This is a genomic window from Porphyrobacter sp. MBR-155, from assembly GCF_040547625.1.
In the GTDB taxonomy this organism is placed as follows: Bacteria; Pseudomonadota; Alphaproteobacteria; order Sphingomonadales; family Sphingomonadaceae; genus Erythrobacter.
The window spans coordinates 196,428-222,876 of record NZ_JBEPQB010000003.1 but is presented as its reverse complement, the minus strand read 5'-3'; the positions used below and the strand labels follow the sequence as shown (position 1 = coordinate 222,876).

Here is a 26,449-nt window from a genome sequence, read left to right as displayed (position 1 = left end):
TTCTGCAACAGCCACAAAAAGCTTTTGCATGATTTTGACGAGTCTGGTGGAAATCACAGATTTCCCTTGTTAGCGCCCCTTTCATCACCACGATGCCTACCGTGCTCGTGCCATTTCTTGGGTCATGTCGGTGCACTCCTTGCATCGCGACCTGTTCCTAAGCCTAAGGGGGGCTTACATGTTAAAGATACTCGGCGGTGCGTCGATCGGCGCACTTGCGATCGCGATTGCGTCTCCTGTTGCCGCGCAGGACGCAGGTTCCAACTCCACCTCCAGCCAGCGTCCACGAGATCAGGGCGGGGTCAAGACGATCATCGTAACCGCACAGAAGCGTTCTGAAGACCTTCAGGATGTGCCGATCTCGGTGACCGCGCTGGGCGAGAAAGAGCTTTCCCAGCTCAATATCGATACCTTCGAAGACTATCTCGACCAGTTGCCCAATGTCACTGCAGGCGGCGGCGGGCCTGGGCAGAACACGATCTATATCCGCGGCCTGGCATCGACCACGCCCAACCTCACCGTCGCGGGTGTCGCGGGCCTCGCGCCCAATGTCGCCTTCTATCTCGATGAACAGCCGCTTGCCCAGCCGGGCCGAAACCTCGATGTCTATGCCGCCGATATGCAGCGGATCGAGGTGCTGTCAGGGCCGCAGGGCACGTTGTTCGGGGCCAGTTCGCAGGCGGGCGTGGTTCGGTTGATCACCAACAAGCCCGATTTGTCCGGCTTTGACGCAAGCTTTGATTCAAGCGTGTCTTTCACCAAAAGCGGGGAGGAAAGCTATTCGGTCAAGGCCATGCTGAACGTCCCTGTGACCGACACCTTCGCCCTACGCGGCGTGGTGTTTCTTGATGACCAGGGCGGTTATATCGATAATGTGGCGGGCAGGCGCGATCTGTCTGAAAGTGCGCGCTTCCGGCCCCAAGGCACGGTGCGCGCCAATGGTGTGCCGGTGAACGCCAACCGCTCCGGGTTCCAGTCGACCGCAGACCTTTCGGGCGTAACTTTCCTTGAAGCCGACAATGCCGGCCTCGTGCGCAAGGATTTCAACGACACCCAGTATTCGGGCTTTCGCGCCACCGCGCTGTGGGAAATCACGCCTGACTGGACGGTGACTGTCGCCCATACCCGTCAGAGCCTTGAGACCGATGGTGTTTTCTTCGCCGATCCTGAACTGGGCGGGCTCGATGATCTGGAAATCCAGCGCTTCGAGGATGACCGGCTGGAGGATGATTTCTCCAACACCAGTTGGACGGTCGAAGGGCGCATCGCGATGCTCGATGTGGTTTATACCGGCGCTTATACTGATCGCGACACCGATCAGCGGATCGACTACACCGATTACCTGTTCGTGGGCCAGTATCTGCCCTATTACATCTGCGACGGGTCGGTGACCTATCCAGGCGCGGCCGCACCCAGCGGCACCTGCCAGGAACCCAATCTGTTCGTTACCTCGGACAGCCAGACGCAGGTCTTCACGCAGGAATTGCGTTTTTCGACCCCGGATACCTGGCCGGTGCGCGCGACCGTGGGCGGATTCTATTCCGATCTTGAGCTGAAGGAGCGCAACGACTTCAACTACCCCGGCAATATCGATGCCGCGCCGTTTGGCGGTTTTGCGCCCAATTTCCCCTTTCAGGATGCGTTCAACACCGATGCCGGGCCGTTCCCGCGTAGTGTGATCTTCCGCAATGATGTCCGCCGCACCGATGAACAGTTCGGTCTGTTCGGCGAGGCCGCGTTTGACATTGTACCTGATCTGCTGACCCTGACATTGGGCGCAAGATATTATGATGTCGAGGTCGACCTTGAAGGCGGCGCCAATGGCAGCTTCTGCAACACCAGCGGGACTGACGAAAACGCCTTCGGCACCAATATCTCCGACCTTTTCGACGGGGACGGCAATTTCTTCTTCAACCTGTCATGTTCGGAAAGCCTGCGGCAGAACTTCACGTTGAACGACAGTCTTGCTGATATCGAGGCAGCAGGGCTTTCCCCGGCGCAGGCGCAGCGTGTGTTCAATTCGGTGCGTGCGCCCGATGTAGCGTCGACCGACGGCACCATCCTCAAAGGCACGGTAACGTTGACACCAACACCCGACACCCTGTTCTACGCGACCTATTCGGAAGGCTTCCGTCCGGGCCTGCTCAACCGTCCGGGCGGCGCACCGGGGCCGAACAACTTTACCGTGCCGTTCGATCTGCAGACCGACGAGGTGGAGAACTATGAGTTCGGCTGGAAGCTCGATCTGATCGACGGGCAGCTGCGTTTCAATGGCAGCGCGTTCTATGTCGATATCTCGAATCTGCAAACGACGATCTTCGACCCCTCGATCACCAACCTGTTTTTCTCGGCCAATGCCGCCGACGCGGAAATTTATGGGTTGGAAGCGGACTTCACCTTCGCACCCTATGCTGTGCCGGGCCTGACAGTGGCGGGGGCGCTATCGATCCTTGACACCGAGGTAACCGAGGTTTTGATCCCCACCGATGACGTGGTCGAAGGTTCGGATCTGGCCTTTGCGCCATCGTTCCAAGGCAATTTCCGGGTGCGCTACGAATTCGATCTGAACGCGACGCTGGGCGCCTATGTCATGCCGCAGGTCACGCACTCGGCCAGCAAGTTTACCGACATTATCGAGATCAACCGGCTGCGGCTCGACAGCTATACCGTGGTCGATTTGGCTGCCGGGATCGAGAAGGACCAGTGGAGCTTTGAGATCTTCGGAGAAAACCTGTTTGATGAACGCGCCCAGATTTCAGGCAATTTCGTCAACGACCGCGCGCGGATCGTCACCAACCGCCCGCTCACGGTCGGGTTCAGAGTGGGCTACGACTACTGATCACGCACAGGGCGCGCGCAGGCGGCGGGGGTGAACAGGGGTTCATCCCCGCCGTCTTGCGTGTAGACCGGCCAGCATGAGCAATCGCGAGACACAGCTCAAATCCGCGCAGGATGCGATCCGGGCGAGCCGTTTTGCCGAGGGGCTGACGTTGGCGCGCTCGCTGCTGGATGATGCGCCAGACGAAGGCGACGCGCTCTATCTTGCAGCAGTCGCTGCGCGATACCTCGGGGATTTCCCGGCCGCCGGGGATTATCTCGCCCGGCTCCATACTGCCATGCCCGAATATGGCCGCGCGTGGCAAGAGGCTGGGCATCTGGCCTTGGCACAAGGCCGCCGGGATGCCGCACTGGCAGCGTTCCAGCGGGCCACACGTTTCAACCCTGCGCTGGAAGCGAGTTGGCGCGAACAGGCGCGGCTGCTGGCCAAGTCCGGGCGCAAGGCCGATGCCAATGCCGCGACGTTCCAGCAACAGCGCCTAGCCCGGCTTCCGCATGAACTGGTGGCGGTCACAAACCATCTTGCCGAGGGCCGGTTGCTGCGCGCCGAGGAAATTTGCCGCCATTATCTGCGCACGCACCCGGTGCGCGATGCCGACCATATCGAGGGGATGCGGCTGCTGGCGCGGATCGGGATCGAATTTGGTGTGCTGGAGGAAGCCGAATTTCTGCTTGAAAGCGCACTCGCTTTCCGGCCCGATGATGTGCAACTGCGGCTGGATTACATCGATGTGTTGCGGCGGCGGCAGGACTTCGCCAAAGCGCGGGCCGAGGCCGAAGCGCTTTACCAACGTGATCCGGACAACCCTCTGTTTCAGTCACGTTTGGCGATCGAGAGCATGCAGAGCGGCGATTATGCGCGCGGACTGTCCTTGTTCGACAAGGTGCTCGAAAAGCTGCCGGACGATCCTGCCAACCTCACCAGCAAGGGGCATGCGCTCAAGACCACCGGTGCAACCGAAGAGGCGATTGCAAGTTATCGTGCGGCGATCGCGGCGAAACCCGATCACGGCGATGCATGGTACGCGCTGGCCAATCTCAAGACCTATCGCTTTGCCGATGACGAGATCGAGCGGATGATAGGACAGGCAGCACGCGGCGATCTGGCCTTCATGGACCGCGTCCATATCGCCTTTGCGCTGGGCAAGGCGCACGAGGATCACGGCGACTATGCAGCCAGCTTTGCCGCCTACGAGGAAGGCAACCGGCTGAAACGCGCCCAGACCCGCTACAGCGCCGACGCGATGAGCGCCGAACTTGCCCGCCAAAAGGAAGCATGCACCGCTGAATTGTTCGAGAAGCAAGAGGGCGTCGGCCATGATGCGCCCGACCCGATCTTCATCCTCGGCCTGCCGCGCGCGGGCTCAACCTTGCTTGAACAGATTCTCGCCAGCCATTCGCAGATCGACGGAACGCTCGAACTGCCCAATATCCTCGCGCTCGCCCACCGCCTGCGTGGGCGGCGGGTCGGCGAAGACCGTTATCCGCAGGTGCTGCATGATCTGACCGGCGAGCAGTTGGCCGGGTTTGGGCGCGATTTTCTCGCCAACACCCGCATCCATCGCGCGGGCGCGCCGTTCTTCATCGACAAGATGCCCAACAATTTCCGCCATATCGGGCTGATCCACCTGATATTGCCCAAAGCGAAGATCATCGATGCCCGCCGCGCGCCGATGGATTGCTGCTTTTCCGGCTTCAAGCAGCTTTTCGCAGAAGGGCAGGAATTTACCTACGGCCTCACCGAAGTCGGACGATATTATACTGATTACGTCGATCTGATGGCACATTGGGATGCGGTGCTGCCGGGCAAGGTGCTTAGGGTGCAGCATGAGAACGTGCTCGACGATCTCGAAGGCCAGACCCGGCGGATGCTCGATTTTCTGGAACTGCCGTTCGAGGCGGCCTGCCTCGATTTTTACAAGACGGCCCGCGCCGTGCGCACCGCATCTAGCGAGCAGGTACGCCAGCCGCTCAACCGGCAGGGGCAAGGCGCGTGGGAACCGTTCGAACGGTGGCTGGGCGAGCTTAAAACAGCACTCGGTGACCTCGCACTTTGAGCGATTTCGGGCCACATCGTTAAATCCTCGGTGGTTTCTGGCGAAACTCCGGAATCAGCGATATATCAGCGCGCCAAGCGCAACCGACTGATATCTCCAAGCTACTTTTGAGGACAGGATCTCAAAGTTTTAAATGTCTTCGTGGAGGAAATCGTGCTATATTCCAAACAGTTGAATGCTCCAATACCCAAGCCAAGGCGAACGATCGAGATCAAGACTCTCGGAACAACCCGCGACGATTTTCTTGGGCAAAGCTATGAGATTCCGATGTATGAAGTGTCGAAGAAGAGAAAGAGAGCCAAGGCCTGAACACGGCATTTGGCAGCTTGGACATTTATCTGCAATCGGATGCTGGTAGGTCAACTGTATAGCGGATCATCACCACGATTTGATCAGGGCGGACTTGTAACGGTTTTGCGCCGGTCACCTGAGCGTTTAGAGCTCGCAACAGGAGACCGGCGCAAAACCGTTACAAGTCCATATCGCCGGTTCCTGCCGCTTGATCCATTCCTCTGCTGCCAGCGGGCGGCCCGTTCGCAGGCGCGCCTGGAACAAATGGCCACGCCAGCCATCGCGGAAATTGATCATCCGGGTGTAGCGCCGATACGCCACGACCAGCGCGGCGCGCAGGCTGCCTTCGCGCGCGGGCACCAGGATCAGATGGACATGATTGTCCATCATTTCTTGCTGCTATCCGCCGCCTACGGTGTGTCTTGGTCCCGAGCTTCCTCGCCTTGCACCAGTATGCGCCCCTGAAACTGACTTCGCCTTTTGAGCGATACGAGCCAACTGCGTTCAATAGAAGCGCGTTAGCTATCGAGGAGCGATTATGGGAACAGTGGTCCCTTGAGAGGAAAAATCCAATATTCTCATAGGCCGGTGGCGGGCAAGCTGGGAGATTGTTCGAACTATTTCCTTGAGCAAATGGAGGAATGGGGCAAGCTCTTGCGACATTCCAGCCTTGCGCAGATGCAACCTGAAAACCTCAATGAAGGGAAGGACGAGCACGCCCCGTGCGACCGTCCTGCGGTTGCGCGGAGGCGTCGTCGGCGAGCGTAATCGGAGGGCGGGATGGCACGAAAGCCATACGATCCTCCTTTCTCGCTCCGCCTCTCGTTCGAGGAACGGGCACGGCTGACCGAGCAGGCCGAAGGTCAGCCGCTCGGGGCCTATATCCGTTCCCGCCTTCTCGACGAGCCGCCGCGCAGGAAGCGGTTGAGCGAAATCGACCGCGATTCCCTGCTCCGTGTTCTGGGGCAACTGGGGCAGTCGCGGATCGCGAATAATCTCAACCAGCTCGCACGGGCAGCCAATCTTGGCACTTTGCCTGCCACCCCCGAAACCGAAGACGCGCTCACAGAAGCGTCACGGGACATTGCCGAGATTCGCGCCCTGCTGATTAAGGCTCTCGGCATGGAGGCAACTCCATGATCCTGAAAGCGTCCCAGCGCAGCGGCGCTGCCCAGCTCGGTCAGCACCTCCTAAAAACAGAAGAGAACGAGCATGTCGAGGTGCATGAAGTTCGCGGCTTCATGTCGGAATCCGTCATGGGCGCGATGAAGGAGGCGCAAGCGATGGCGAAGGGAACGCGCTGTAAGCAATATCTTTTCTCTGTCTCCCTCAACCCTCCCGAAACCGAAAACGTCCCCGTTGAAGTCTTCGAGGGCGCATTGTCCGCGATAGAGAAAAAACTTGGGCTTGAGGGTCAGCCCCGCATGGTGGTCTTCCATGAAAAGGAAGGTCGCCGTCATGCCCATGCGGTGTGGTCGCGCATTGATGCCGAGACCATGACCGCAAAACAGCTTTCCTTCTTCAAGTCCAAACTTCGTGACGTGTCGAAACAGCTATATCTCGAAAACGGCTGGAAGATGCCGACGGGCCTGATGGATTCCAAGGCCCGCGATCCGCGCAGTTTCACACTTGCCGAGTGGCAGCAGGCAAAGCGCGCAGAACTTGATGCGAAAGCCGTCAAGGGCATCGCGCAGGAATGTTGGGCGGTGTCCGATAATGCGCAAACCTTCGCCCACGCGCTCGAAGAGCGCGGCCTTTATCTGGCGAAGGGTGATCGCCGCTCCCATGTCGCCGTTACCTATGAAGGAGAGGTGTTCGCGCTTTCGCGCCTGATCGGCGTGAAAGCCAAGGATGTCACGGCTAAGATTGGCAAGGCCGATAATCTTCGCTCCGTCGCGGAAACGAAGGCCCATATCGCGGAAGCCATCGCCCCGCGTCTCGACGCCTATCTCAAACAGGCAAAGACTCAGGCGAAAGACGCCATGAAGCAGTTGCATGAAAAGAGGCTGGCGATGCGGGACGCCCATCAGGCGGAGCGTCGTCGGATGGAGCAAGGCCAGCGGCAGCGCTGGCAACGCGAAACACAGGAACGCGCTGCACGACTTCGCACGGGTGTCAGGGGCATGTGGGATCGCCTGACGGGCGACCGCGCCAAGATCGTGAAGCAGAACGAGGTCGAAGCCTATTGGGGATTGCGCCGCGACCGCGACCAGCGCCAGTCCATGCTTGATGCGCAGCATAAAGAGCGGCGGGAATTACAGGCCCGTATCAGGGAGACGCGGGAACGCCATGCCCGCCAGATTCTGGAATTGCACAAACAGGCCGCGAATTATCGCCTCATGCGGGATGGCAACGCACACCGCTCGATCCGCAGCGAGTTCTCGCGGAAAGCGGGCGAAGCCCGCGAGCCACGCGGGCGCGACAATCCATCACGCGGGTTGGAATTGGGTCGGTAGACTTACGATCTGGTGAAGTCAGCTCTTGCGAACTGCCGTCTTGAGCCTTTTCTTGTTTAGGAGATCGAGCATCGAGGCACGTAGAGCGTCGTAGAGACCCTTCGGAATCTTTCCGTAGGCCCATTGTTTGCCCGCAATGACAGGCACAATGCCGGGGTCATTCCATGCGACGCTGTTGGACTCGTTCGCGATGATATAGCTGCGTTCATCGTCGAGGCCGAGATGCTTGCCGACCTTGGTCGGGATTTTGAGGGCGACGATGCCTTCCTGCGGCTCGGAATGTGTGATGGGCGCGACGAGGATTTCGGTCTCGCCGGTATCCTTGCGGACGACGGCGGTAACGATCACACAGGGGCGTTCCTTTGCACCTTCTTCGAAGCCCTTTTCACGCTCATGCGACCACAGGAAATCATATCGGATAACAAGGCCGATTTCCGGCTCCGGTTTCTGCACGAGCGGCCTACTTCATCAGTTTTTCTAGTTCGGGGTCGGCGTCACCATAGGCGGCGGCTTCGAGTGCGGTGGCCCACTCTTCGGGCAGTTCCTCCGTGGCGAAGGCGCGACGGGTATCGCGAGATTTGAGTCGCTCATATTCGTCGATGTCGATTAGCACGCGGGCGGGCCGCTTGTGCTTCGTGATGAAGACGGGTGCCTTTCCAGACTGCTCGATGTAGAGTCCAGCCCGAGTCTGGAACTCGGTGGCACTCACTGAAATGTCGCTCATCGGCTTCCTCCTTAGGAAGTGGTTATATTCTCTATATTAGCTATTTTCGCGAGAAACTGCAAGGAATTCCTCGGGGTCGTGGGAGGCCGCCTCAAGCGGCGGCCTCGGTTTCCTTGTCCGCCGTCTCGCGCATGACGATGCGACCATTGAGCGGCAGGGCGTTGAGGGTGAGCGTAAAGGCCTTTCCGTCGCGGGTTGACCAGGCCACGCCGATATCGGTCCAGCGGGCGGATTTGCCTTCGCCAGTCACGGAATAGAGACGGAAGGCAGGACGGTTTTTGGTGGTGTCAGACATATGATTGCTCCTTTGTGATTTGCCGTACGGATGATCCCGTCGGCTTCATGGGAGCGAAGAAAGACACGGGGGCTTGAGGCGCGGGGTCAAATGCCGGAACGCCCGTATGACGGGGGCGGAGCTGCACGGAATGAATGGAATGACTGCAGGAAGCGAGCCGCATTGATCCCGTGCTGCACGGGTCTTCAAAATCCCATGAAGAAAGCCGATGGGTTCATCCAGCTATCCGCGCAAATGACCTGACAAGAGCAAATCCGCTCGACCACCGCCAAAACCGTCAGAACGGAATATCGTCATCTCCCGACGGGTCGCACAATTCGCCTTGGGGCGCATCAAGGGCGAGGGAATCCTGCAATTCACGGAAATATGCTGCGTTCACGCGGTCCTGTAGCCGCAGCATAATGATCGCAAGGCGTGGTATCGAGGAGATAGGTAGACACGGCTCGCCGCTTCGCATCGCGGCAATCTCCCGTGCGCTCGCCATCCCGATGTTCGCCGCGAAATCGGCAAGATCGAGTTGCAACGTCCCCGCCAGCCCTGCGCAAAGGTCGTAGAGATCGACCCTGCATTCATTGAGCATTTGCGCAGATATGCGTGCCATATCGGTCGTCCTTTCCCTGATGATGAAACAGGGAAAGGGGCTATGCTGGCGGTGCATGGGCCTTGGGGGAAAGCTTGCGTCAAAGTCGCGGGCATGGTGAAATTATGATCGGGGGCGATGGAATGGCATCAAGCACAGATATCAGGACAATAACGGCATCACCGTCGGAGATGTCCAATGAAGCCAAGGACGCATTCAAGGCGTTCGTGATCGCCGCTCGCGAGGTCAATGCGCAGACATTGTCCGCTTTGGTCGAAGCGGCGGTTGCCCTCGTCATGCTCTATGACGGGGACAGACTGATCGGCACAGCGGCGGTCAAACGCCCGCATGACAGCCATCGGCGCGGTGATTTTCGCAAGGCGAAGGTCGGCGTGTCCGCCGATTCCTACCCTCTCGAATTGGGCTGGATTGTCGTTCACTCAGAATATCGCGGTCGGGGTCATGCTCGGACGCTGATCGGCGCAGCCCTTGGGGCTACGGGGTGTTCCGAAGGCATTTATGCCACCACGAAGACCGCGAGGATGAGGGCATTGCTCCCTGAATTCGGGTTCGAGGTTCAGGGCGAGACTTATCCCTCAACCCTCGACAACACTGTCGATCTGACCTTGTTCGCAAGGCCGCTTCCATGAAACATCCGCGCCCATGCCGATCAAGGGCATGGGCGCGCCGATTTTGGCGCACTCAAAATAAGTTCATCTGTTCGTCGGACAGGTCGGGAATCCCGTAAACCTCCCGTGCGAACGCTACCGTCCGTGCGCCCTCAAGGACTGGCGGGGCCAGCGAACATACATCCCATGCGGCCCAGATTTTCAGGCCCGCGCCTTGGTAGGCAACGCACAGAACGCCGCGTCCACCCGTTCCGCCCGCAATTCCGAGTTCATAGCGAAGGGCTTGCGCCAGTTCCTCATCTGTAAGGCCTGATTTTACGCAGGCCGCCCATCGTTCCGCCGCTCCCATGAAACTATTGGTAGCGCGGCGGAACGCCTCTTCCACATCTTCGCGTGTCAGTGTTTCGGTCGCGGTCATAGCCGCCCCCCGAACAGGTCAAGCTGGCGCGATAGCAATTCATCCAGCACGTGCAGATGCGCAAAGTCATTGGCAAGATGGCTGTGTTTCAGGCTCATCGCGACGTGAACGCCGTCCGCCACCGTGAAGGGCGGCGCGTCCGCGCCCGATGCCCTGCGCAATGCGAGATTCCGCGCTGCCGCTCGATAACCTGCAACATCCTTCGCCAGCCGTGCGACGACCTGCCCGCGCAGTTCGCGCAACCGCGCTGTCCGTGTCGGTTCGCTCATGCGGTCGATCCTGTCCAGCTCAGCCGCCAGATAGCCGCGACAGCCGCAATCCTCCGCATCTTCCCTGATTTCCTTAAGGGTCGGCCGCCGGCCTCCAAGGAGGTAATACCAGCAATGTCCGGGCCTGTAGTCTTGATGTGATTTTTCCATGCTCAGCACCCCGCGAACACATGGACGGAATCCCATGCCGTTTGCACGGTGAACACGTCGCCGCTCAATTCAGAGTCCCGCGCCATTGCTTCGTAGTCGATGTAGTAGGCCAGACTTTGGGGAATGGTGTTCGTGTCCTCCGTCACCTCCTGCGCATAGTCGGCAAGGCTGGCATATGAACCAAGGTAGCGGTCGGATAATGTCTCGTTCGCTTCCTCAAGGTCGCCGTTGTGGTAGTCCAGCACCGCCAAGCCCAGTTCGCCATGCTCGGCGATAAAGGCGGCAAGGCCGCTCACATAGGCAAATCCCGCATATTCCGAGATACGGACATTGCCGAACCCTTCGTAATCGTGGATGGCCCATTCCTCGGCCTCTTCGATGGGTGAAGTCGCCAGCATGGCTTTCACTTCATCATAAATAGCCCATGCGTCTTGCGCTGCGTCAATCCAGCTCCCATGCAGATAACCGCAATTATAGGCGGCAAGGCACGCGACATAGATGCGGGGGGGTTCGTTTGTTGTGATCGCTTTGACTTCTCCCATTTTATCCTCCGTTTGGTTTGGGTTTCAGGTGCGTTCTGAAACCCTGCCCATGCGGCGAGCATCGGGGGGCAAGCGGAGTGGGCACGTTCGCGGGGAACCTGCTGCACGAAACGTCAGTGAAGGAAGCTGGGCGGAACGTGATCCGAAGCGCGCTGGGGGCAGTGCCCCAGCCTTTATCCGTTAGTGATCGTCACCGAACGGCGGAGACTACAGGCTCCGTGAGCCCCAGCGAATAGAGCGCGGGCCGTAAGGCAACGGCAAACCCCAAGGGCAAACATTTATCCTCGTGAGAGGCGATTTTCTTTGAAGATGTCCGGCGGGGACAGCTTCGATTATCTCCCCTCCATATTTCCGAAGCGCCCGTCAGGGCGCGCCGTTCTCCATCAACCTACCGGATGTGCCAGACGGACATGATGCAAGGCCTAAAGCCTGCATACGGATTCCCTTTGCTTCCCCCACGACGCGGCGGAATGCATCACCTCTGACACTACGGATTCGGCTTCTCGTGACACGCGGCCCATGCCGGGGCGCGAAAAAAGGAGGAGACGATGTTCAAACCGACCCGTGAAAACCTGACCAAGAAAACCGACGTCCAACTCCGCGACCTGTTCGCCCGAGCGTTGCGTCACCAAGCCACAGCACCCTGTCGCAAGGCGTTCAACGATGCCTCATACGCCATCCGCATGATCGGTAACGAGTTGGCACGGCGCAAAATCGCGCCGCGCTGACCGACATGGGGCGATCAGACGTTCCTCCGCTTGCTGCCGGTGAGGCTGGCGACGACATTCTACGCTTCGATCTCCTTCGAGAAGGCGGCGAGCGAGAAGATGACGGCGTATGAGGCGATGAGCAACATCCGAGCCTGCAAACCGGGGCTTTGTACCTCCTTCTCAATCATACGGTTTCCGGCTTCGACATAGGCGCTTTCGGCGCCACCACTTATACTCTGAGCCAGCGCGAGAAATGCCACCAACAGAATTGGGAGCCACGGAAGGTTCGAATTGAGGCCTACCGTTTTGAAACGCTGCGAACTTGCCCAGCAGAAGGATATATACCCCGAAGCGGAACTGATAAGCCAAATCCACCATGATTGACGCACTGCGAACCGCCACAATGCGATGAACAATCCCGTTGGCTCGACGATTTCCCCTCCTGCCGAGGCAGGGGCCGGAAAGTGTTGGAGACGGAGCGCGTCGAAGAAGAATGGAATTGCGATCAGAGCCAGCGCCACGAAAACGCTTTTCACATATTCGGATCGATTCACGTCTCTTCCCCCCTCGGCGTAAAATGCGCGGCCCTTACAGATTTGCGGCACTTTCCCTGAAATGCTGCGCCGCTGGCGATGCGCTGCGCGCCGTTCCCATTGCGCGATACATGGTGCGCTCCGACACCCCCGAACGGGCTGCGATCTGCGCCATTGTCTCGCCCCGAGAGTGGCGCTGCCGTGCATCCGCAATCTGGCGACGGCTCAGTGCGCGAGGACGCCCCAGCCGTGTCCCGCGCCGCCGTGCTTCCTGCAAGCCCGCCTTGGTGCGCTCGGAGATGAGATTGCGTTCCAGTTCGGCAAAAGCATTCCTGATCTGGTAAAAACATTTCCCCATCGGGGTTGTCGTGTCGATGCCTTCGGTCAGGACATGGAATTCGATGCCCTCGGCCTCGAAGTGATCGAACACTTCGAGCGCATGGCGTAATGATCGAAACGCCCTGTCCATTTTCCAGATGACGAAGGTATCGCCGGACCGGAGCGTCTTTAGCGCCTGATCGAAACCCCGCCGCCGCTTTGCCAAGGCGGAGACACCGTGATCGGAGAAAACGCGGTCGCATCCCGCATTTGTCAGCGCGAATAATTGCAAATCGAGATTCTGTTCTTCCGTGCTGACACGGGCATAGCCGATACGCGCCATGAAAAGCGGTGTTCTTTCAAAGGGTAAATTCAGGCCTTCGACTGCCAAAAACGTCCGTTTTTGTTTCGGTCAATCGCGGCGCGGTCAGGTTACAATATGTGGCGCATTTCAAGCGCCTCAACCGACAAACAACTTATTCTTTTTTCTGGATAATTTCAACAAAAACCGAATCTCTCGAAGATCACCTCCATCCTGCCTTCCGCCATGCTTGACAGAATCGGACCTTATTGTCGGCGCAGATTGACAGCAAAGGAGGGCGTGGAGGACATGTCCGCACTGACAAAAGGAATTTTCGGCAAATATGCGGCCCCGATTGCGCTCGGCATCGGCGCGGCGGCAACCGCCTTTATACCAGCCTCTGGCATCGCCCAGACCATGCAGGCCCAGCCTGCGGCAGCCAACGCCAATATTCAGGCAACGCCTGTCACATGGCAAACCTTTGATGATCGCGGCAGAGAAGCGCGGTTTGTCCAATCCAGAGCTGCCATTGCATCAAGTGACAAGATCGCGGTGGTCGTATGGGGCGGAAATGTTGAGCTTCAGCGTCAGGCGTATGCAGCGGCGCAAGATTTGCGCGGCCAAGGGATTCCCTTGGCTTTCATCGTCGGACCCGACCTCAACGGTTATGCGGAAGACGCTAATTTCCAGATTTATGCGCGTGGCCTTCCTCAATTTGAAGGCGATGGCGCGAATATTGGCGGTGCCAATGTGGCCATGGTTCGCCCCGAGGTCGTTCGTATGGGCCGAGAAGCATATGCGCGACGCTTCCCCCGTGAACTGGCTGCGCTTGACATTCGCTAACCTACCCCAATCCTACCTCGAAATTTGATTGCCGCATAGGTTCGGCAGGGGCAGGCGTCTGTGCAAACTGTTGTTCGCCAGAAGCACTCGAATTGTATGCCGCTGAAATCACCGGCCCTGCGCGTTCGCCGTCGAGAAATGCCATTGAATCAGTCCCGCCTGATAGATTTGTGCTAGCAAGTTCCTGCGCAGTTTGCTCGTCATAGCCGCTTGCTACAAGGGCGTCGCCTCGAACGCTGATGTCTTCGATGTTTGCGATAGTGGCGTCGGATGCCTCGGTCAGGCTTGGCGCTGATGTGCGCGCCCGACCAATTCTGTCGGCCTCAGACAGAATATGCACGGTCATCCCCTCGTTGATCGCACCCATCTGCTCCAATGCTTGCGCTTTTTGCGGCGAGCCATCGGGCGCGTTTTGGTATACAAGCAACCAATAGTGGTAGTCGGCCTTGTCCTTGCCTTCGAGGCCGAACTTGGCGGCGTCGGCATCAAAGTTGTTCAATGTCTGGCTGATGGCCTCATCCATATCCTCTTCGGCAACGGTCATGCCGTACATTGTGATGCGACCATTCTCTATAATGGCGCGCTCCCGTGCTTCACGTTGCTCTCTTTGCAGGTCGGCGAGATCATCCCAGCCGAACCCGTCCCTGTCGTCGTCCTTCTTGCGTCCACGCGCATCAGCTTCGTCGTCGCCGATCAGGCTGATGCCTGCAACGCCCGAAACGGAAGCTCCGTCAGGGTTGCCATCGACAACTTCCCAGACGGATTTGCCAAAGGCGAAATCCTGCGCGGATGCGCTGGGCGGCGTTGCGACGCGTGTATCCATGTCAGGTTCCGCGTCTTCGATAAACGCATGGGTATCGCGGAAAGCGGCTTTGAGATTAATTGTCATGAACCAAGCCTCCGATATTCAGTTCAGGTGAAGCATTCCGAAAAATCGGGCTGGTCACTATCGGAATTGCATTGGGGTTGAGCGCCAACCGCATACCCACCATTGCTTGAAGCAAGCGATCATACGTAACTGTCGCATCAGAAATGTCTGTCAATCTTCTCCCCCGTTCAATTTCTCAATGTCGTCAGGCCTCAATTCGCCCGGAATGATGTAATCCAACTCGTCGTCGATCTTTGATCTGATGAAGGACGCGTAACCCACATTGTCTGTTTTCGCCCATTGATCGAGGGCATACTGGCCCAGCCAGAATATCTCTTGCTGGAGGCGCTGATTGTGCAGATTTAAGGTTTCAATGGATTGCCGTAGTCGGTTGGCGCGTCTATCCAACATACCAACACGGTCATTATGATCCTTAATCATGAAAAGTACCGCATCGCGTACCTCTCCGTGCGGAACTCCTTGAAGAATCCTAACAGCCTTTTCTTTATTAATTTTCTCTAACATGAGAAATAATATAAAGATTATTCGTAAAGCGACCGTTTAATTTACATAAAATTTTATACAATTATGGATTTCTTGCACTTCACCGCGAAATGAAATCGGATTCCCTGCTATATGCGGCGATTGCCCAATCCATTCAATAATTGCCGGGATTCAGCAACACCTGTTCGTTCACGCTTGGAAGGTGAAGCAATATGACATCGCAAAAATGTGATTTTTAATTTAATTAAATGGGAATTTTATTTTATAAATGCTAAATATTATCATCTGATGGTACATACTTTTTTGAAACAGATTCGGGTTCCTATTGCCGTATTTTTCACCATATGTGCTGCATATTTCTTCGTTTCATGCGACAAATTTGATGAACCTGACCATGATACCATCGTTCCCGATGGTCTGGTCATGGTAAATGTCAATTCGAGCCTAGATGGAAGCCAGCAACCAGCATACTTCCATTCGCCGAAAACCGATAAACCAGTGCCATTGATCGTTAGCCTGCACACTTGGGGCGGCGACTACGCTCAAAAAGATAATATTGCCGAACAGGCTATCAAGCATGAAGTCGCATACATACACCCGGACATAAGAGGAAGAATGAATAACCCCAAGTCTTGCTGTAGTGATTTTGTGATATCCGATATAGAGGACGCGATAGGATACGCCATAAAGAACTCAAAAATCGACCCTCGCAAGATTTATATAACTGGTGCCAGTGGAGGTGGCTACACTACCCTTTGCGCATACATGAAAATCAGAAAGTATAATATTTCTAAATTTGTTGCGTGGATTCCATTTTCGGACTTAGGCGAGTGGTATCATCAGACAAAAGTAAGAAAACAAAAGCAATATTATAAAGACATAGAATTTTGTACAAAATCCCATGACGGCAGGCTAGATGTTCAGGCTGCAAAAAAACGCTCGCCAATATATTGGGACACACCAGTCAAGCGGCTCGATAATTCTCATTTAGACATTTATGCTGGCTCGTATGATGGGATTCACCAGAATGGCAGTGTGCCAATCTCTCAATCAATCAACTTCTTCAACAAAATAGTCGAAGATAGTGGAGGATCAACGGAGGATATCGTTTCGGATGAGGACAAGTTAAGCCTGTATGAAACTGAAAGACCTATTGGAGATTTTGGCGCCATAGAGGATCGAAAGATTTTCTACAGAAAATCCTTTAAAGGCGCTCGTTTGACAATATTTGAAGGGGGCCATGAAAAAGAGCCGGAGTATGTCTTTGACTTGCTGGTAAATCAGTGATGCCTTGCGCCTTGCTCCGTTCAACAGTCTCTCTCCGAAACCTTGAACTGGCAGCTAACCTAAATCGGCGATTCGTCCGCATTCTTGTAGCAGACTAATCGCCGTTTGCAGCCGATCAGGTGTAGGGACTGGCGCGCCCCGTGCTTGCGCTCCCGGCGTCAAGGTCCATCCACCTTCGTCCATCACGATCCGCAAGCGCAGAAGTGTCTTTCCGCGACCACGCGCATCAGCAAGGCCACGCCCGACGCACCAATAGGCGTGCTGCGCGATAATCCAGACTTCGATAAATTTGCCGATGAAGTCCCGAAGCGATAGCATTTGCCATTCGTTCGCCTCTTCCAAGGCGCGGGACACGGGCAGACGATCAAACGCCTCAGATTTATCCCATTTCTCATTCCGACCAGCAGTCAGGCAGAAATGCAGACCGCTGGCGATCTGCACGGGTATGTCGCCCTGCCAGTCCTGAGAATTCAAAGCTTCGTCGAGTTGATCGAGCTGCTCGACGGCATTGCCCTCGACTTCCTCGTTCAACCATTCTTGCGCCGTTTCAACGGCCTCCAGTTCAGCCTGATTGGCGAAGCGCCGCGCAAGTTCCTCCGTACCCACCGGACGGTCCGCGAGTTCGCGTATAATCCAATAGAACATTGCTTCGAGCGACAGGCGAAAAAGCTGGCGTATCTGGAGTCTTCGCCATGCATCAGCTCGGGGGTGAAGGTCGGCGATGTCCAACCACTCTTTAGGCGGCGATGCCATCAATGCGCGAAGGGCGCTGGTCTCTGGTTCATCATCGTCCAGAAACTCGACGGCAGCCTCCAGCATGGTCATGCCCTCGCGGCGCATGGGGTCAGCGTGCGGCCCTGCCAGCCGTTCAAAACCCGCCAACTGCTCGGCTTCGGTAAGATCGGACAATTCCCACAGCTCGCCCCATCGGCGCACATCATCGCGTCCGACCTCGACGCTTCCCAGCTTGTTGAAGGCGGGATGGTCCAGTTCGTCAGCGAAATTCTCTTCAAAGGCATCCAGCATAGAATCCATAAGCGGATTGGGCTGAAACACGCCTGCCGGACCTGCGGGAATCAGCCAGCCCATGCTGCGCAGGCCGGGGCCATAGTTCAGCGGCGAGATGAGGCCTGTCGATGTCCGTCGCAGATTCCTGCGCTGCTCCCATTTCTTGCCGCCGAAGCGATAGGTTTCCTTTTCGCCATAGATGAGATCGGCGAGCGCCTGACCGCCCGGACTTCCCGCATCTGTGTCGAGAAGAAATTGGGACCATGAATAGATCGCCTCGATCCGGTCCACGAAATCACGCATCTGCTCGTCGGTTGCCCCGCCGAGCTTATCCCGCTCAATGATGGTCCTGACCCGACGCCACGCCCATGTCATGAGGACAAACGGGCGCAGGCGGCTCGCCACATTGTTCAGACCCGGTAGCACCTTGTCCATCAGGTCGAAGTTGATCTGGCGCAGCCCTAGCGGATCGACGCCGCCGACCTGCACGCCGCTCTCATCTACAATTGAGGGGGCAGATGCATTGGCTGCGACAGCAAGGAGTTCTTCGAGCGATGCCATCCCTATAGCTCCCTGCACAATATGATGCCGCAATGGTGCGTCACGCCCGTCAATCGCAGGTCTTGATAGCGACCTGTCGGCAAGACCAAATTACATTTGGGACACGCTTTCTGGGCTTTATCCAAGATGCGAAAGCGGGAACGCGCCTCGCTGTTTGTGAACGCCGCAGCCAACTGCTGCCAATACGGGCTATTCTGGAGGGTGGGGAGCGACGGGAGAGGTTCACCGTTTTCCGCTGCGTCAAGATATGCCCGCACTTCCTCGCCCGGTGTACGGGCAGCGCGGACTTTCCCCATGAATTGCTCGGCATCCCACGATGGCGACAGAATCTCCACGAACCCCGGAATGGCCTGATCGTCTGGCTCGAACCCCATCGGATCAATCTTTACGCGCAGCAGGAATGTCCGTGCCCGTTCGGCGGCACGGTCCAGTCCGTCGCTTGCGCGAAGGAGAATGCCAGCGGTTGCGACGGGCGCATCCATCGGCAGTTCGTTGTGTGCAAATGCACCTAGAATGCGGGCCAGCCAGCCATAGACGACCGAAGGCGCGGGCCGGATACGATCCGCGAGATAGTGCGCAAGCGCGAATGCCGATGCGGCGTGGATACCGTTGTGCCTTTCGGCGAGCATTTCTTCGAGAAGATCGTCCAGCGCGTTCATGGCGCGGTGCTTGGCATTGTCTTCCCGCTGAAGGCGTTTCAGCCGTTCGTCCTCGCCCTCAGAATCTTCCTCATCCTCGGCCTGATCGTCTTCACCCGTTCCTGATTTCCACGGCCCGCGAGGTTCGGTGAAGGCGGATCGCACCAGCCATAGTGCCCGCTGCCATGCAGGCTCGTTTGCACCCGACGAAGCTGGTCCAGATGCATGAAATTCGCCGGCGGCACGCAACTCCTCTATCGAGACCCAAATCGGTTCGCGCTCGGCTTTTCCGCCGCCCTGTCCGCCACGGGGCATGGCGGATACGATGCGAGCGGGATCTTCCTTGAACCATGTCAGGATGGCGGCGACATCTTCAGGCGTTTCCGTGCCCGACAGCATAGCAAGAAGGCGGGGTGCCATCGCGCCCGCCTTCTGGATAATCTTGGCTGCCGCTGCGATAGATACAAAACCCTCGGCAACATGATCGTTCTGCTCGATGCGCAGCACCATCCTGCCGCCACCCCAGCTTTGCATTTCCAAGTCGGGAGCTGCCGCCTCGAACCGTCCGGCGCTGTCGATGTCGATTTTGCCAAGGTCGATATATCCGGCGGTCGTGGCAACGCTTAAGCTGGCTGCACCATGCAAGCGTGGGACAATAACTTCGCCGACAACGCGATCACCCTCAAGTATGGCGCGAAGAATACCTTTCCGGCTCTCCGCATCATCTGCGTCTTCTGTCTCAGCCAAGGGGTAAGCGGTAGGTTTGTTCGCGGCCTTTGCCTTCCACCCAACCGTGACGTTGCGCTGGATGCGCACGAGCGAGGCTTCGACATTCCCGACAAAAAGTGCCGCATTGGTGGCATTTGCGCTTCCCGATACGAGCAGCCGCCCGCGCCTGCACAGAATCTCGATGCATTTGGCATGGAGTGCCCGTGAGCCGTCATCAAACGGGGTATCGACGCACACGGCGCGGGCGGAGAGCGCCTCCGGCCAGTTCGTGCCCATCGTCCCCCTGACCGCGCCCTTGGGTTCGGGGTGGACGTGCAAACGTACATCCTCGCAATTCAGCAATGTGGACAGGCGAGAAACGGCACTGCCTGTCTTGTCGAAATAGGGAGAAACGATGGTGACGCGGGTTGCGCCGCCAAGATCGTCGGCAAATTGCGCCAGTTGCTCGGCGATTGAGACGCCTACGCTGTGAAGCAGGCGATAGCTGCCATTTCGCGGTGCGCCTCGGGCCGACAAGCGAAGCTGGGCCGCGATAGGTTCAAACTGGTCGGCAACTCCCGTGCGGATCGTGTCCGCGATGGCGAGCGAGTCGAACAGGTCGGCGGCGTCATCGAATGTTTCAGCGGCAAAGCTCGGATGGAGGTGATCGACTGTCTCGAGATTCATGCCCCAGCCGCCAAAGGTCAGATTGCCTGAACTGACGAGCATATGGGCGTCACCCTCGCCAAAGAGCAGGGTCAGCTTGGGATGAAATACGCCTGTCGTGCTGGCAACAGGCTCAAGTTCATAATCACGACCCGCACGACGGGCGCCTTGTTCGCTCAAGGCCGCCCGTATGCCTTCGGGATCAGCTAGAATGAGGGCGTTCCGCCCACCGCCACGGACCAGCCGATCAAGGACCACGGCTTCGAAGAAGGAGAGACTGAGGGCGTAGGTGGTGAAAACGGCGCGCTGCCACGGCGCGGCACTTATGAGATCAAGCGGCTGCATTCCCCGTATTGCGCTCCCCCTCGCGCCGCGCCTTCCCGCGCAAAAATCATGCTTCCCGCCAATACTTCGTGGAACCGAAGAATTGATTTACGACCAGAACATTACCGCACATTCATGCGGCGGTCGCAATGCACGAAACCAAGAAAGAAAGCGCGTTCAGAAAGGCAATTTCCCGCTCTCTCTTCGATAGCGAGTGACCTCATAGTCAGTCGTGCCGAAACTAACGCTGTCGATGTGGTGGACGTGGAGTGACTTTGGATCGAGTGAAAGCGTATCCGCCCGCATATCCGCAGGTCCATCATCGAAAATGACCGGTTTTAGGATTAGGTTGTCTAGGTCGTCAAAGCCCGTACGGGGGTTTTCGTCCTCGCCCTCAGCGAGAGGCACAATCTCCGAGACGTGATAGCTGAACTCGCCGCCGTCCTCATCCATGTCATAGGTTGAAGCATCAATCCGCGTGCCGTCGGGCATTTCCCATTGGGCGACCTTTGATGCGTGGTTGAAGAGCACGACATTGGCTCGGTCGCCCCTTTTCTGAACCGATGGGAAAAGCATTCCGTCCAGCCCCGGCTTGGGGGTGCGGGAAAGATAATCTGCAATCATCTGGGTTATCAGATATTCGGTCGGCTCATCGTCAGGCATGACGGGCATGGTCATCTTCGCGCTTAGGCCACCAAGGAATTTGGCAAGTTCGAGCTGCTTCAGATACGCGGGATCGAAATAGCTGCCTTCGATATAGAGATCGCGCAACGCTTGTATATCGACCAGGCGGACCTGCTTCAGGAGATCAAAGCGCCCCACCAGCACTCTGCTTCCGACTGGCGGACGCACTTCAGCCATCGCCGTTTCAGCATCACCAGCGCCATAGAATACCGAGATACCCTGCGCATTCATTCGGCCTGCTCGGGCAAACCGTGGCGGCGGAGGCCCCAACTCCAGATCGGGGCGAGCCAATGCCTTTTCCAAGTCTGCGGTGTTGTGAAACACACGAGAACGAAAGTAGGATTTCGTCTCGCAATCAGGCCCCGCGACAACAATGACAGGAACGTCTTCCTTGGTGACAAGGCGGTCGAGATTGCCAAAGAGGCGGTCAAAGAACTCTTCCGCCGTCCGATTGAAATAGCGGGACCGATTCCTCAGCGAGTCCTCGATAACCTTCCAGTCCATTTGAAACTCGATATCATCGGGGCGCTTCCACTCGTAGCGGCTGTCTGAATCGAACTCGGTTTCCTCGCCCATCGCTGCGCTGTCGAAATCGGAATATTGCTCTTGGAGGATATCAAGCAGGTCCTGCGCGATCTCCTCCTCAATTTCGGCTGCCTCGGCGATAGCCCAAAGAACGGGTTCGCCGTGTCGATCCCACTCATAGCTGGATTCTTTGTCCGCCAAGAGGGAATATTCCAGTCCAGTCGGCTGATCCGATGTGCGGTAAAAGTGGCGCTCAAACGCACCTTCAACATGACCTGCAAGTTCGCCAATCGGGATGGCAGCTTCAAACTGCCCGCAATAATGGCACGCTTCTTCACTCGCCTCTTTGTAGATCAGGTCGCTGAGGTAATCCTCTTTGACGCAGAGGTGGCAGACATATTTCTGGTCATCTTCATCATCCATGATGGGAATGATCTGTTGTGTTTGATTGCACTGTCAAGGCTGATGAAGTGCAAGCTACGCGCCATCTTCCGCAGCCAACAGTGCCGCAATGTCTGTTCCGAGCGGCACCTCTACGCGCATCCCCTCTGGACCTTCCCACGGCAGCATTCCCAACTGCCACATCAGCCGCTCAACATGGACGTCCAGAGCCAGAAATTCATCGAAGGATTCCCATAGCCCCATGCGCATGCGCAACCGCTCCAGCCGATCCCGATAGATCGGAAACCAATGTTGCAAGCCAGCTTCGGCAAGCGCAGCCGCCAATTCACCATCCGCATCGAAGGGATCAGCGCCGCTCGCCGCGCAATGCCCCAGCAGATCGGCGGCGAATTGCAGCACGTAGGAAATGCGTGGCATGACGACCCCGAGAAGGCGATCCATGTCACCGTGGTGACGGTAGTCAAGTCTAGCTGCTAAGCCTGCCGATCTCATTTCGCCCAAGGCGGTGATGAGTAGCTCGCGTTTGACGTCAGTATGATGCGGAGGGTCGCCAAACCCCGCGCTGATGTGCGACCCCAGATATCCGAATATGGCGGGATGTGCACTTGGGTACAAAAAGCCATGGAGCGGATCATTGATCGGCTTCATCCAGACATCAGGCAAATGGCGCTCGATCATTTCCGAGATCGCAACTTCCGCGAGCTGCCTGACAAGGATGTACAGTCCCCATTCGACATCGCCGCTTTCATCAGACAGCAACGCAAAGGCAGGTCCGGAATCGAGGATAACCCGCTGCTTCCAAACCGCGCCCCTTTTGACCGTCATCGTTCGGGCGATGCCCTGACCGATTTCCTCGGGGGCGGTTTCCGCGGGCGAAGCTCCCTCATATCCTCGGTCCAACGTGGCAATGGCTTCACGATAATCTGTCGCGACAGTGATGCCATCCAAACGATGCAACGGAAGGGCCTGCGCAAGAGAGGTGACAATCCCTTGGATTGCGTTTGATAGCTCCTGCACGTTCTCAGCGTCACCACAGCCGATCAGCGATAATTCATACTGCCATGCCTGTTCGGTTTGCCGAATGAGGTCTGACGGAAAGAGCGGCTTACCCCCGTCTCTCGGCTTGGGCACGAGCGCCAGATAGGGTTCCATCGCGCCGCTAACGGCTTCGTCAACGAGCTGTGTTGACCGTTCGCCCAGACACTTGTGCAACTGCTCAAGGTACTCATTCGTCGTTGGGGCGAGAAAGAAGTCATGACTGCATCTCGCCGCCGCCTCATTGAAGTCTGGCAACGACGTAACATCAAATTCCGCAGAGGCTCCAACCAAGAGCTTTTCGGGGGAAATCGGCAGAACAATCGCAGCAAGATCACCCCAATCCGCAAACATTGCAGGAGTGGAATGCCCCGCTCGATCAATTGCTAGTGCTGCGCAATCAGGCAAAATCGCGCCTTGGTGAGGGGCTGCCACAATGGTCCAGCTCAACTCTTCGAAAAGCTTGAGCCGAGGTTTCGAGCTGGAAATTTGCGCCAGCGCCTTGTTGTGACTTTCGCGTACAAGGCTCCCCGATGCCTGAAGCCAAGTGGCAAAAGCACTGCGCATCATGGGCAGAAAATCAGCCACCAGTGTGGTGAAGTTCTCTTTCGCCATGAAGAACGCAAGGCGCTGGATCAGCTCTGTTGGCAGACCCAGATTTTCGAGACCTTCGATCTCGTTCAGCTTGTCGGCAAGGTTCTGCCGAAAAACATCATTTGGTGCGTCTTCATCTAATCCCATGAGCGACTGAAGGCGCTCGTCATCATTCAGAATGGTTTGCACACCATCCGCCATCATTCGCAAACCGCGCTCCATGTTCACTCGGACATGGGCAGTGCGAGGCACAAGGTGATTCACGATCTCGGCGGCCTTCGTTGAATCTATGACGAACCCAACGGACTGAGAGCGCATATCAGACAGAATTCTGGAAACGGGTGTTTCTATATCTGTGATCTCATCATCGAGCGTGCGCTCCCCTTCGGCGGCAGGGTCGGCGTAAAAATAGTCTGACGCTCCCACCTCTTTGAGCCGTTTCTGCTCAGGAACAGAATCACGCGCAAAGACCCAAATCTCCTTACGCTTTGGGCGAATGCCAAAAGGCTTCTGAAGGAAGCGAGGTAAATAATGTTGGTTGGGTCCTGTAGACAAATTCGTTCTCAATATTGGAAATTCAGGTATGAAATATAGCCTTCTCGGCGTTCCGTGACGAGTAAGTCATCACATTGACAGAAAGGCGTAGCCAGTCGCACTAAGATTTTTCGATATAAGCCCTGACCTTTGCCCCGACTTTGGGAAAAAGAAAGGTAAGGAGCGGTAAAAGCTCAGGGTTCGGAGCGAGAGCTTCATCGCGCCGCTTCATTCTGGCGGAAATACCTTCGGCACCGTTCTTGCCGATAAGCTTGTCATTCCATTTGCCCTTGGTGTCCTGCTCTTTGAGTAGCTTGGCCCGTTCGTAGATATTTACGGCGTGCCCGAACGCGACCAGCAATCGGGGATGGCTTTCGGCAACCTGATGCGCGACCTGAATCAGACTGGAAAACTTGTATCCGACAGGCTTTCCCTCGCGGACGCTGTAAATGACACTGAGCATGGCTTCGAATTCAAGGTCGTTGTCAGGCCATTCGGGTAAATCGAATTCCCATTTTTCAAAACGCTCCCGAATATCCTGCCAATACGCCCGATTTTCCGCCGTGTGCCGAAACCGATGTCCGTGAATTTTCCAAAATTCAAAAAGCGCATCGGCATCTTCTACAATTTCCGCATCCAGCGCGGCTTGGCGCTCTGCGGCTATCGCGGAAACCAGCGTATCGTAGGCCGCGTCGTAATCGAAAAAATATGCCTGCTGCCGCGCCCGATCCTGATGCAATTCCGCAAATTGGACGACTTCGCTCGTCCAGATGTCCGATATTTCATCACCGTTGCGCACGGGTTTTCGGAAATGGCATCGAACATGGAATTGGCGCGTGTTTTCGGACAGCGCGGTCGTTTCCTCGTCAACGACAACAATGTTGGATTTGTTCGAGAAGAGTAGGTCATCGGTCGTCATCAGGCGATAAGCGGGATCGAAGTTTCCCATGACCCACACCAGCAATGCGCCTTCATCACGATAGAAGTCGCGGCGACCAACGACGACGCCGAGGAAGGTGGTCGATAACTGGATTTCGAACGCGAATTTTCCGCTATCGTTCTCCGATTGCACATCCGGTCGCCGATATCGCTTGGGGTCGTCCCGACTCTCCCACTTCTGTTCCGGCACTGTGTTGCGAAACTCAGGGTCCGCATCGACGCTGCGCAGCACCAGCGCCTTAATCCTCTTGTGCGGTTCGCTTTCCCTGAGGCCGTGATATTTCCGCGCCCGGATTTGCTCTTCGCTCAAAGGCGAGCGGGTCTGCGCAGGGCATGAGCCATCTTCCTCCTTGTGGCGGAAGTGGAATGCGCTGCGATCCGTGCGCAAAATAATATGGACCGGAACTTCGCAAATCGCGCAGATGACTCTTGGTTCATCCCCGCTCATGCGGCTGCGGATTTCGACGCGAGTTTCGATCAACTCGGCGTTGCGATATCTTTCAATGAATTCCGCCGAACCCAGAACTTGCCCCGTATCAAGGTCAATCACCTCCTTGATGGCAGGGTCAGCCACGCATTTCGCTTGGCTCAGTGGATCGATAGGGGGCGGCGTAAACGTATCCATGCCGCCGATGCTATCGCAGATTGGCGCTAGAACAATACTCGAACATATGGCTTGCACGATTTCCTGTGAATCGCCCCAACCGGCGCTCGGTTGTCGCAAGGGTGTCCAGAGGGGCAGCGAAATGCCCCTTGGTCGGCTCCACGGGCGAAACCGTGGCGCACATCCAATCCGCGTGAGGGTTGGCCCCTCGGGAGAGGCTGGGTTCAAAGGGGTCAGGCACGCCCCTTGTCGATGGGGGAAGGCATACGCTCGTATGCCTGTCGGGGAGCGCCGAAGGCTCCCCGATGGCGCGAAATGGCACTGATCCTGTCTGACCCGTTGTCAGGCCGGATGAGTGATCGGGGAGCGCCATATAGCCGGAGGGGATGCAACGGGGAACGCGCAGCGGGTTCCCCTTGCCAAGATGAGCGTTTGGCAAAACCGGAGCCGCAGGCGCAGGATTTTGTAATACAAACGCACATCTTGCGGAACGTGCTAACGCATAAAACTGGCCCAAAACCAGCCTTGGGAGGCTCAGCCCTCGCCACACGCCTATATACCGAAACGCGCCATATCGAAACGGATCGCAACGGAATTTGCCTATCGGTCCCGCC

25 protein-coding genes are annotated in these 26,449 nt (G+C 57.0%); 8 read left to right on the top strand and 17 right to left on the bottom strand.

Annotated features, from left to right (window positions below; all coding sequences use genetic code 11):
- Positions 1-178: 178 nt before the first annotated feature.
- Both ABIE62_RS04580 and ABIE62_RS04575 read left to right on the top strand, forming a co-directional pair.
- The gene (locus tag ABIE62_RS04580; protein WP_354323940.1) at positions 179-2,839 is read left to right on the top strand and encodes a TonB-dependent receptor; all 2,661 of its coding nucleotides are present in this window, start codon (positions 179-181) and stop codon (positions 2,837-2,839) included.
- Positions 2,840-2,915: 76 nt separating this feature from the next.
- Positions 2,916-4,895, top strand: coding sequence for a tetratricopeptide repeat-containing sulfotransferase family protein (locus ABIE62_RS04575; RefSeq protein ID WP_354323939.1), 1,980 nt, complete (start codon positions 2,916-2,918; stop codon positions 4,893-4,895).
- A 435-nt stretch (positions 4,896-5,330) separates the two neighbouring features.
- Here ABIE62_RS04575 and ABIE62_RS04570 read toward each other — a convergent pair whose 3' ends face one another.
- Positions 5,331-5,576, bottom strand: a complete 246-nt coding sequence (locus tag ABIE62_RS04570) for a hypothetical protein (RefSeq protein ID WP_354323937.1) — start codon at positions 5,574-5,576, stop codon at positions 5,331-5,333.
- Between the two features lie 390 nt (positions 5,577-5,966).
- Here ABIE62_RS04570 and mobC point away from each other — a divergent pair, with 390 nt between their 5' ends.
- A complete protein-coding gene (mobC, locus tag ABIE62_RS04565; protein ID WP_354323936.1) occupies positions 5,967-6,326 on the top strand; it encodes a plasmid mobilization relaxosome protein MobC in 360 nt (119 codons plus the stop codon).
- Positions 6,323-7,642, top strand: coding sequence for a relaxase/mobilization nuclease domain-containing protein (locus ABIE62_RS04560; protein WP_354323934.1), 1,320 nt, complete (start codon positions 6,323-6,325; stop codon positions 7,640-7,642). Before mobC ends, ABIE62_RS04560 begins: the two co-directional genes overlap by 4 nt.
- Positions 7,643-7,660: 18 nt before the next feature.
- Here ABIE62_RS04560 and ABIE62_RS04555 read toward each other — a convergent pair whose 3' ends face one another.
- The 4 genes from ABIE62_RS04555 to ABIE62_RS04540 form a co-directional block, all read right to left on the bottom strand.
- Positions 7,661-8,095 carry a hypothetical protein gene (locus ABIE62_RS04555; RefSeq protein ID WP_354323932.1) on the bottom strand — a complete coding sequence of 145 codons (435 nt, stop codon included), beginning with the start codon at positions 8,093-8,095 and terminating at the stop codon, positions 7,661-7,663.
- Positions 8,096-8,102: 7 nt separating this feature from the next.
- Positions 8,103-8,366 carry a type II toxin-antitoxin system Phd/YefM family antitoxin gene (locus ABIE62_RS04550; RefSeq protein ID WP_354323930.1) on the bottom strand — a complete coding sequence of 88 codons (264 nt, stop codon included), beginning with the start codon at positions 8,364-8,366 and terminating at the stop codon, positions 8,103-8,105.
- A 91-nt stretch (positions 8,367-8,457) separates the two neighbouring features.
- Positions 8,458-8,661: a hypothetical protein gene (locus ABIE62_RS04545; RefSeq protein WP_354323928.1), complete on the bottom strand. Its 204-nt coding sequence runs from the start codon at positions 8,659-8,661 to the stop codon at positions 8,458-8,460.
- A 277-nt stretch (positions 8,662-8,938) separates the two neighbouring features.
- Entirely contained in the window at positions 8,939-9,262 is a 324-nt protein-coding gene (locus tag ABIE62_RS04540; RefSeq protein ID WP_354323926.1) for a hypothetical protein, read from the bottom strand.
- 170 nt (positions 9,263-9,432) lie between these two features.
- Between ABIE62_RS04540 and ABIE62_RS04535 the strand changes: the two genes are divergently transcribed.
- On the top strand, positions 9,433-9,891 hold the full coding sequence (locus ABIE62_RS04535) for a GNAT family N-acetyltransferase (RefSeq protein WP_354323925.1): 459 nt from the start codon (positions 9,433-9,435) through the stop codon (positions 9,889-9,891).
- A 52-nt stretch (positions 9,892-9,943) separates the two neighbouring features.
- Here the strand turns inward: ABIE62_RS04535 and ABIE62_RS04530 are convergent, their stop codons facing one another.
- The 3 genes from ABIE62_RS04530 to ABIE62_RS04520 all read right to left on the bottom strand — a co-directional run bounded on the left by ABIE62_RS04530 (position 9,944) and on the right by ABIE62_RS04520 (position 11,249).
- Positions 9,944-10,288 (bottom strand): hypothetical protein, encoded by a 345-nt coding sequence (locus ABIE62_RS04530; protein ID WP_354323924.1) that lies wholly within the window; start codon positions 10,286-10,288, stop codon positions 9,944-9,946.
- Positions 10,285-10,557: a hypothetical protein gene (locus ABIE62_RS04525; RefSeq protein WP_354323922.1), complete on the bottom strand. Its 273-nt coding sequence runs from the start codon at positions 10,555-10,557 to the stop codon at positions 10,285-10,287. The genes ABIE62_RS04530 and ABIE62_RS04525 overlap by 4 nt, the downstream gene beginning before the upstream one ends.
- A 152-nt stretch (positions 10,558-10,709) precedes the next feature.
- On the bottom strand, positions 10,710-11,249 hold the full coding sequence (locus ABIE62_RS04520) for an antirestriction protein ArdA (protein WP_354323920.1): 540 nt from the start codon (positions 11,247-11,249) through the stop codon (positions 10,710-10,712).
- 548 nt (positions 11,250-11,797) lie between these two features.
- Between ABIE62_RS04520 and ABIE62_RS04515 the strand changes: the two genes are divergently transcribed.
- Positions 11,798-11,977 (top strand): hypothetical protein, encoded by a 180-nt coding sequence (locus ABIE62_RS04515; RefSeq protein ID WP_354323918.1) that lies wholly within the window; start codon positions 11,798-11,800, stop codon positions 11,975-11,977.
- A 59-nt stretch (positions 11,978-12,036) separates the two neighbouring features.
- Here ABIE62_RS04515 and ABIE62_RS04510 read toward each other — a convergent pair whose 3' ends face one another.
- Both ABIE62_RS04510 and ABIE62_RS04505 read right to left on the bottom strand, forming a co-directional pair.
- The gene (locus tag ABIE62_RS04510) at positions 12,037-12,513 is read right to left on the bottom strand and encodes a hypothetical protein (protein ID WP_354323917.1); all 477 of its coding nucleotides are present in this window, start codon (positions 12,511-12,513) and stop codon (positions 12,037-12,039) included.
- 34 nt (positions 12,514-12,547) lie between these two features.
- Positions 12,548-13,201, bottom strand: coding sequence for a recombinase family protein (locus tag ABIE62_RS04505; RefSeq protein ID WP_354323916.1), 654 nt, complete (start codon positions 13,199-13,201; stop codon positions 12,548-12,550).
- 219 nt (positions 13,202-13,420) lie between these two features.
- Between ABIE62_RS04505 and ABIE62_RS04500 the strand changes: the two genes are divergently transcribed.
- Positions 13,421-13,954, top strand: coding sequence for a hypothetical protein (locus ABIE62_RS04500; protein WP_354323914.1), 534 nt, complete (start codon positions 13,421-13,423; stop codon positions 13,952-13,954).
- Position 13,955: 1 nt separating this feature from the next.
- Here the strand turns inward: ABIE62_RS04500 and ABIE62_RS04495 are convergent, their stop codons facing one another.
- Together ABIE62_RS04495 and ABIE62_RS04490 are read right to left on the bottom strand one after the other, a co-directional pair.
- Entirely contained in the window at positions 13,956-14,843 is an 888-nt protein-coding gene (locus tag ABIE62_RS04495; protein ID WP_354323913.1) for a hypothetical protein, read from the bottom strand.
- Positions 14,844-14,993: 150 nt separating this feature from the next.
- Positions 14,994-15,347, bottom strand: a complete 354-nt coding sequence (locus ABIE62_RS04490; protein WP_354323912.1) for a hypothetical protein — start codon at positions 15,345-15,347, stop codon at positions 14,994-14,996.
- 267 nt (positions 15,348-15,614) lie between these two features.
- Here ABIE62_RS04490 and ABIE62_RS04485 point away from each other — a divergent pair, with 267 nt between their 5' ends.
- On the top strand, positions 15,615-16,613 hold the full coding sequence (locus tag ABIE62_RS04485) for an alpha/beta hydrolase family protein (RefSeq protein WP_354323910.1): 999 nt from the start codon (positions 15,615-15,617) through the stop codon (positions 16,611-16,613).
- A 54-nt stretch (positions 16,614-16,667) separates the two neighbouring features.
- On the opposite strand, the gene ABIE62_RS04480 is transcribed toward ABIE62_RS04485, so the two are convergent.
- From ABIE62_RS04480 to ABIE62_RS04460, 5 genes are all read right to left on the bottom strand, one after another.
- The gene (locus ABIE62_RS04480; RefSeq protein ID WP_354323908.1) at positions 16,668-18,182 is read right to left on the bottom strand and encodes a septum formation inhibitor-activating ATPase; all 1,515 of its coding nucleotides are present in this window, start codon (positions 18,180-18,182) and stop codon (positions 16,668-16,670) included.
- Positions 18,183-18,184: 2 nt separating this feature from the next.
- Complete coding sequence (locus ABIE62_RS04475) at positions 18,185-20,539, bottom strand: phospholipase D-like domain-containing protein (RefSeq protein ID WP_354323907.1); 2,355 nt, start codon at positions 20,537-20,539, stop codon at positions 18,185-18,187.
- A 156-nt stretch (positions 20,540-20,695) separates the two neighbouring features.
- Positions 20,696-22,150 (bottom strand): RES family NAD+ phosphorylase, encoded by a 1,455-nt coding sequence (locus ABIE62_RS04470; protein WP_354323905.1) that lies wholly within the window; start codon positions 22,148-22,150, stop codon positions 20,696-20,698.
- Between the two features lie 54 nt (positions 22,151-22,204).
- Positions 22,205-24,313, bottom strand: coding sequence for a DUF4238 domain-containing protein (locus ABIE62_RS04465; RefSeq protein ID WP_354323903.1), 2,109 nt, complete (start codon positions 24,311-24,313; stop codon positions 22,205-22,207).
- Between the two features lie 100 nt (positions 24,314-24,413).
- Complete coding sequence (locus tag ABIE62_RS04460) at positions 24,414-25,856, bottom strand: DUF6035 family protein (protein WP_354323901.1); 1,443 nt, start codon at positions 25,854-25,856, stop codon at positions 24,414-24,416.
- Positions 25,857-26,449: the final 593 nt, after the last annotated feature.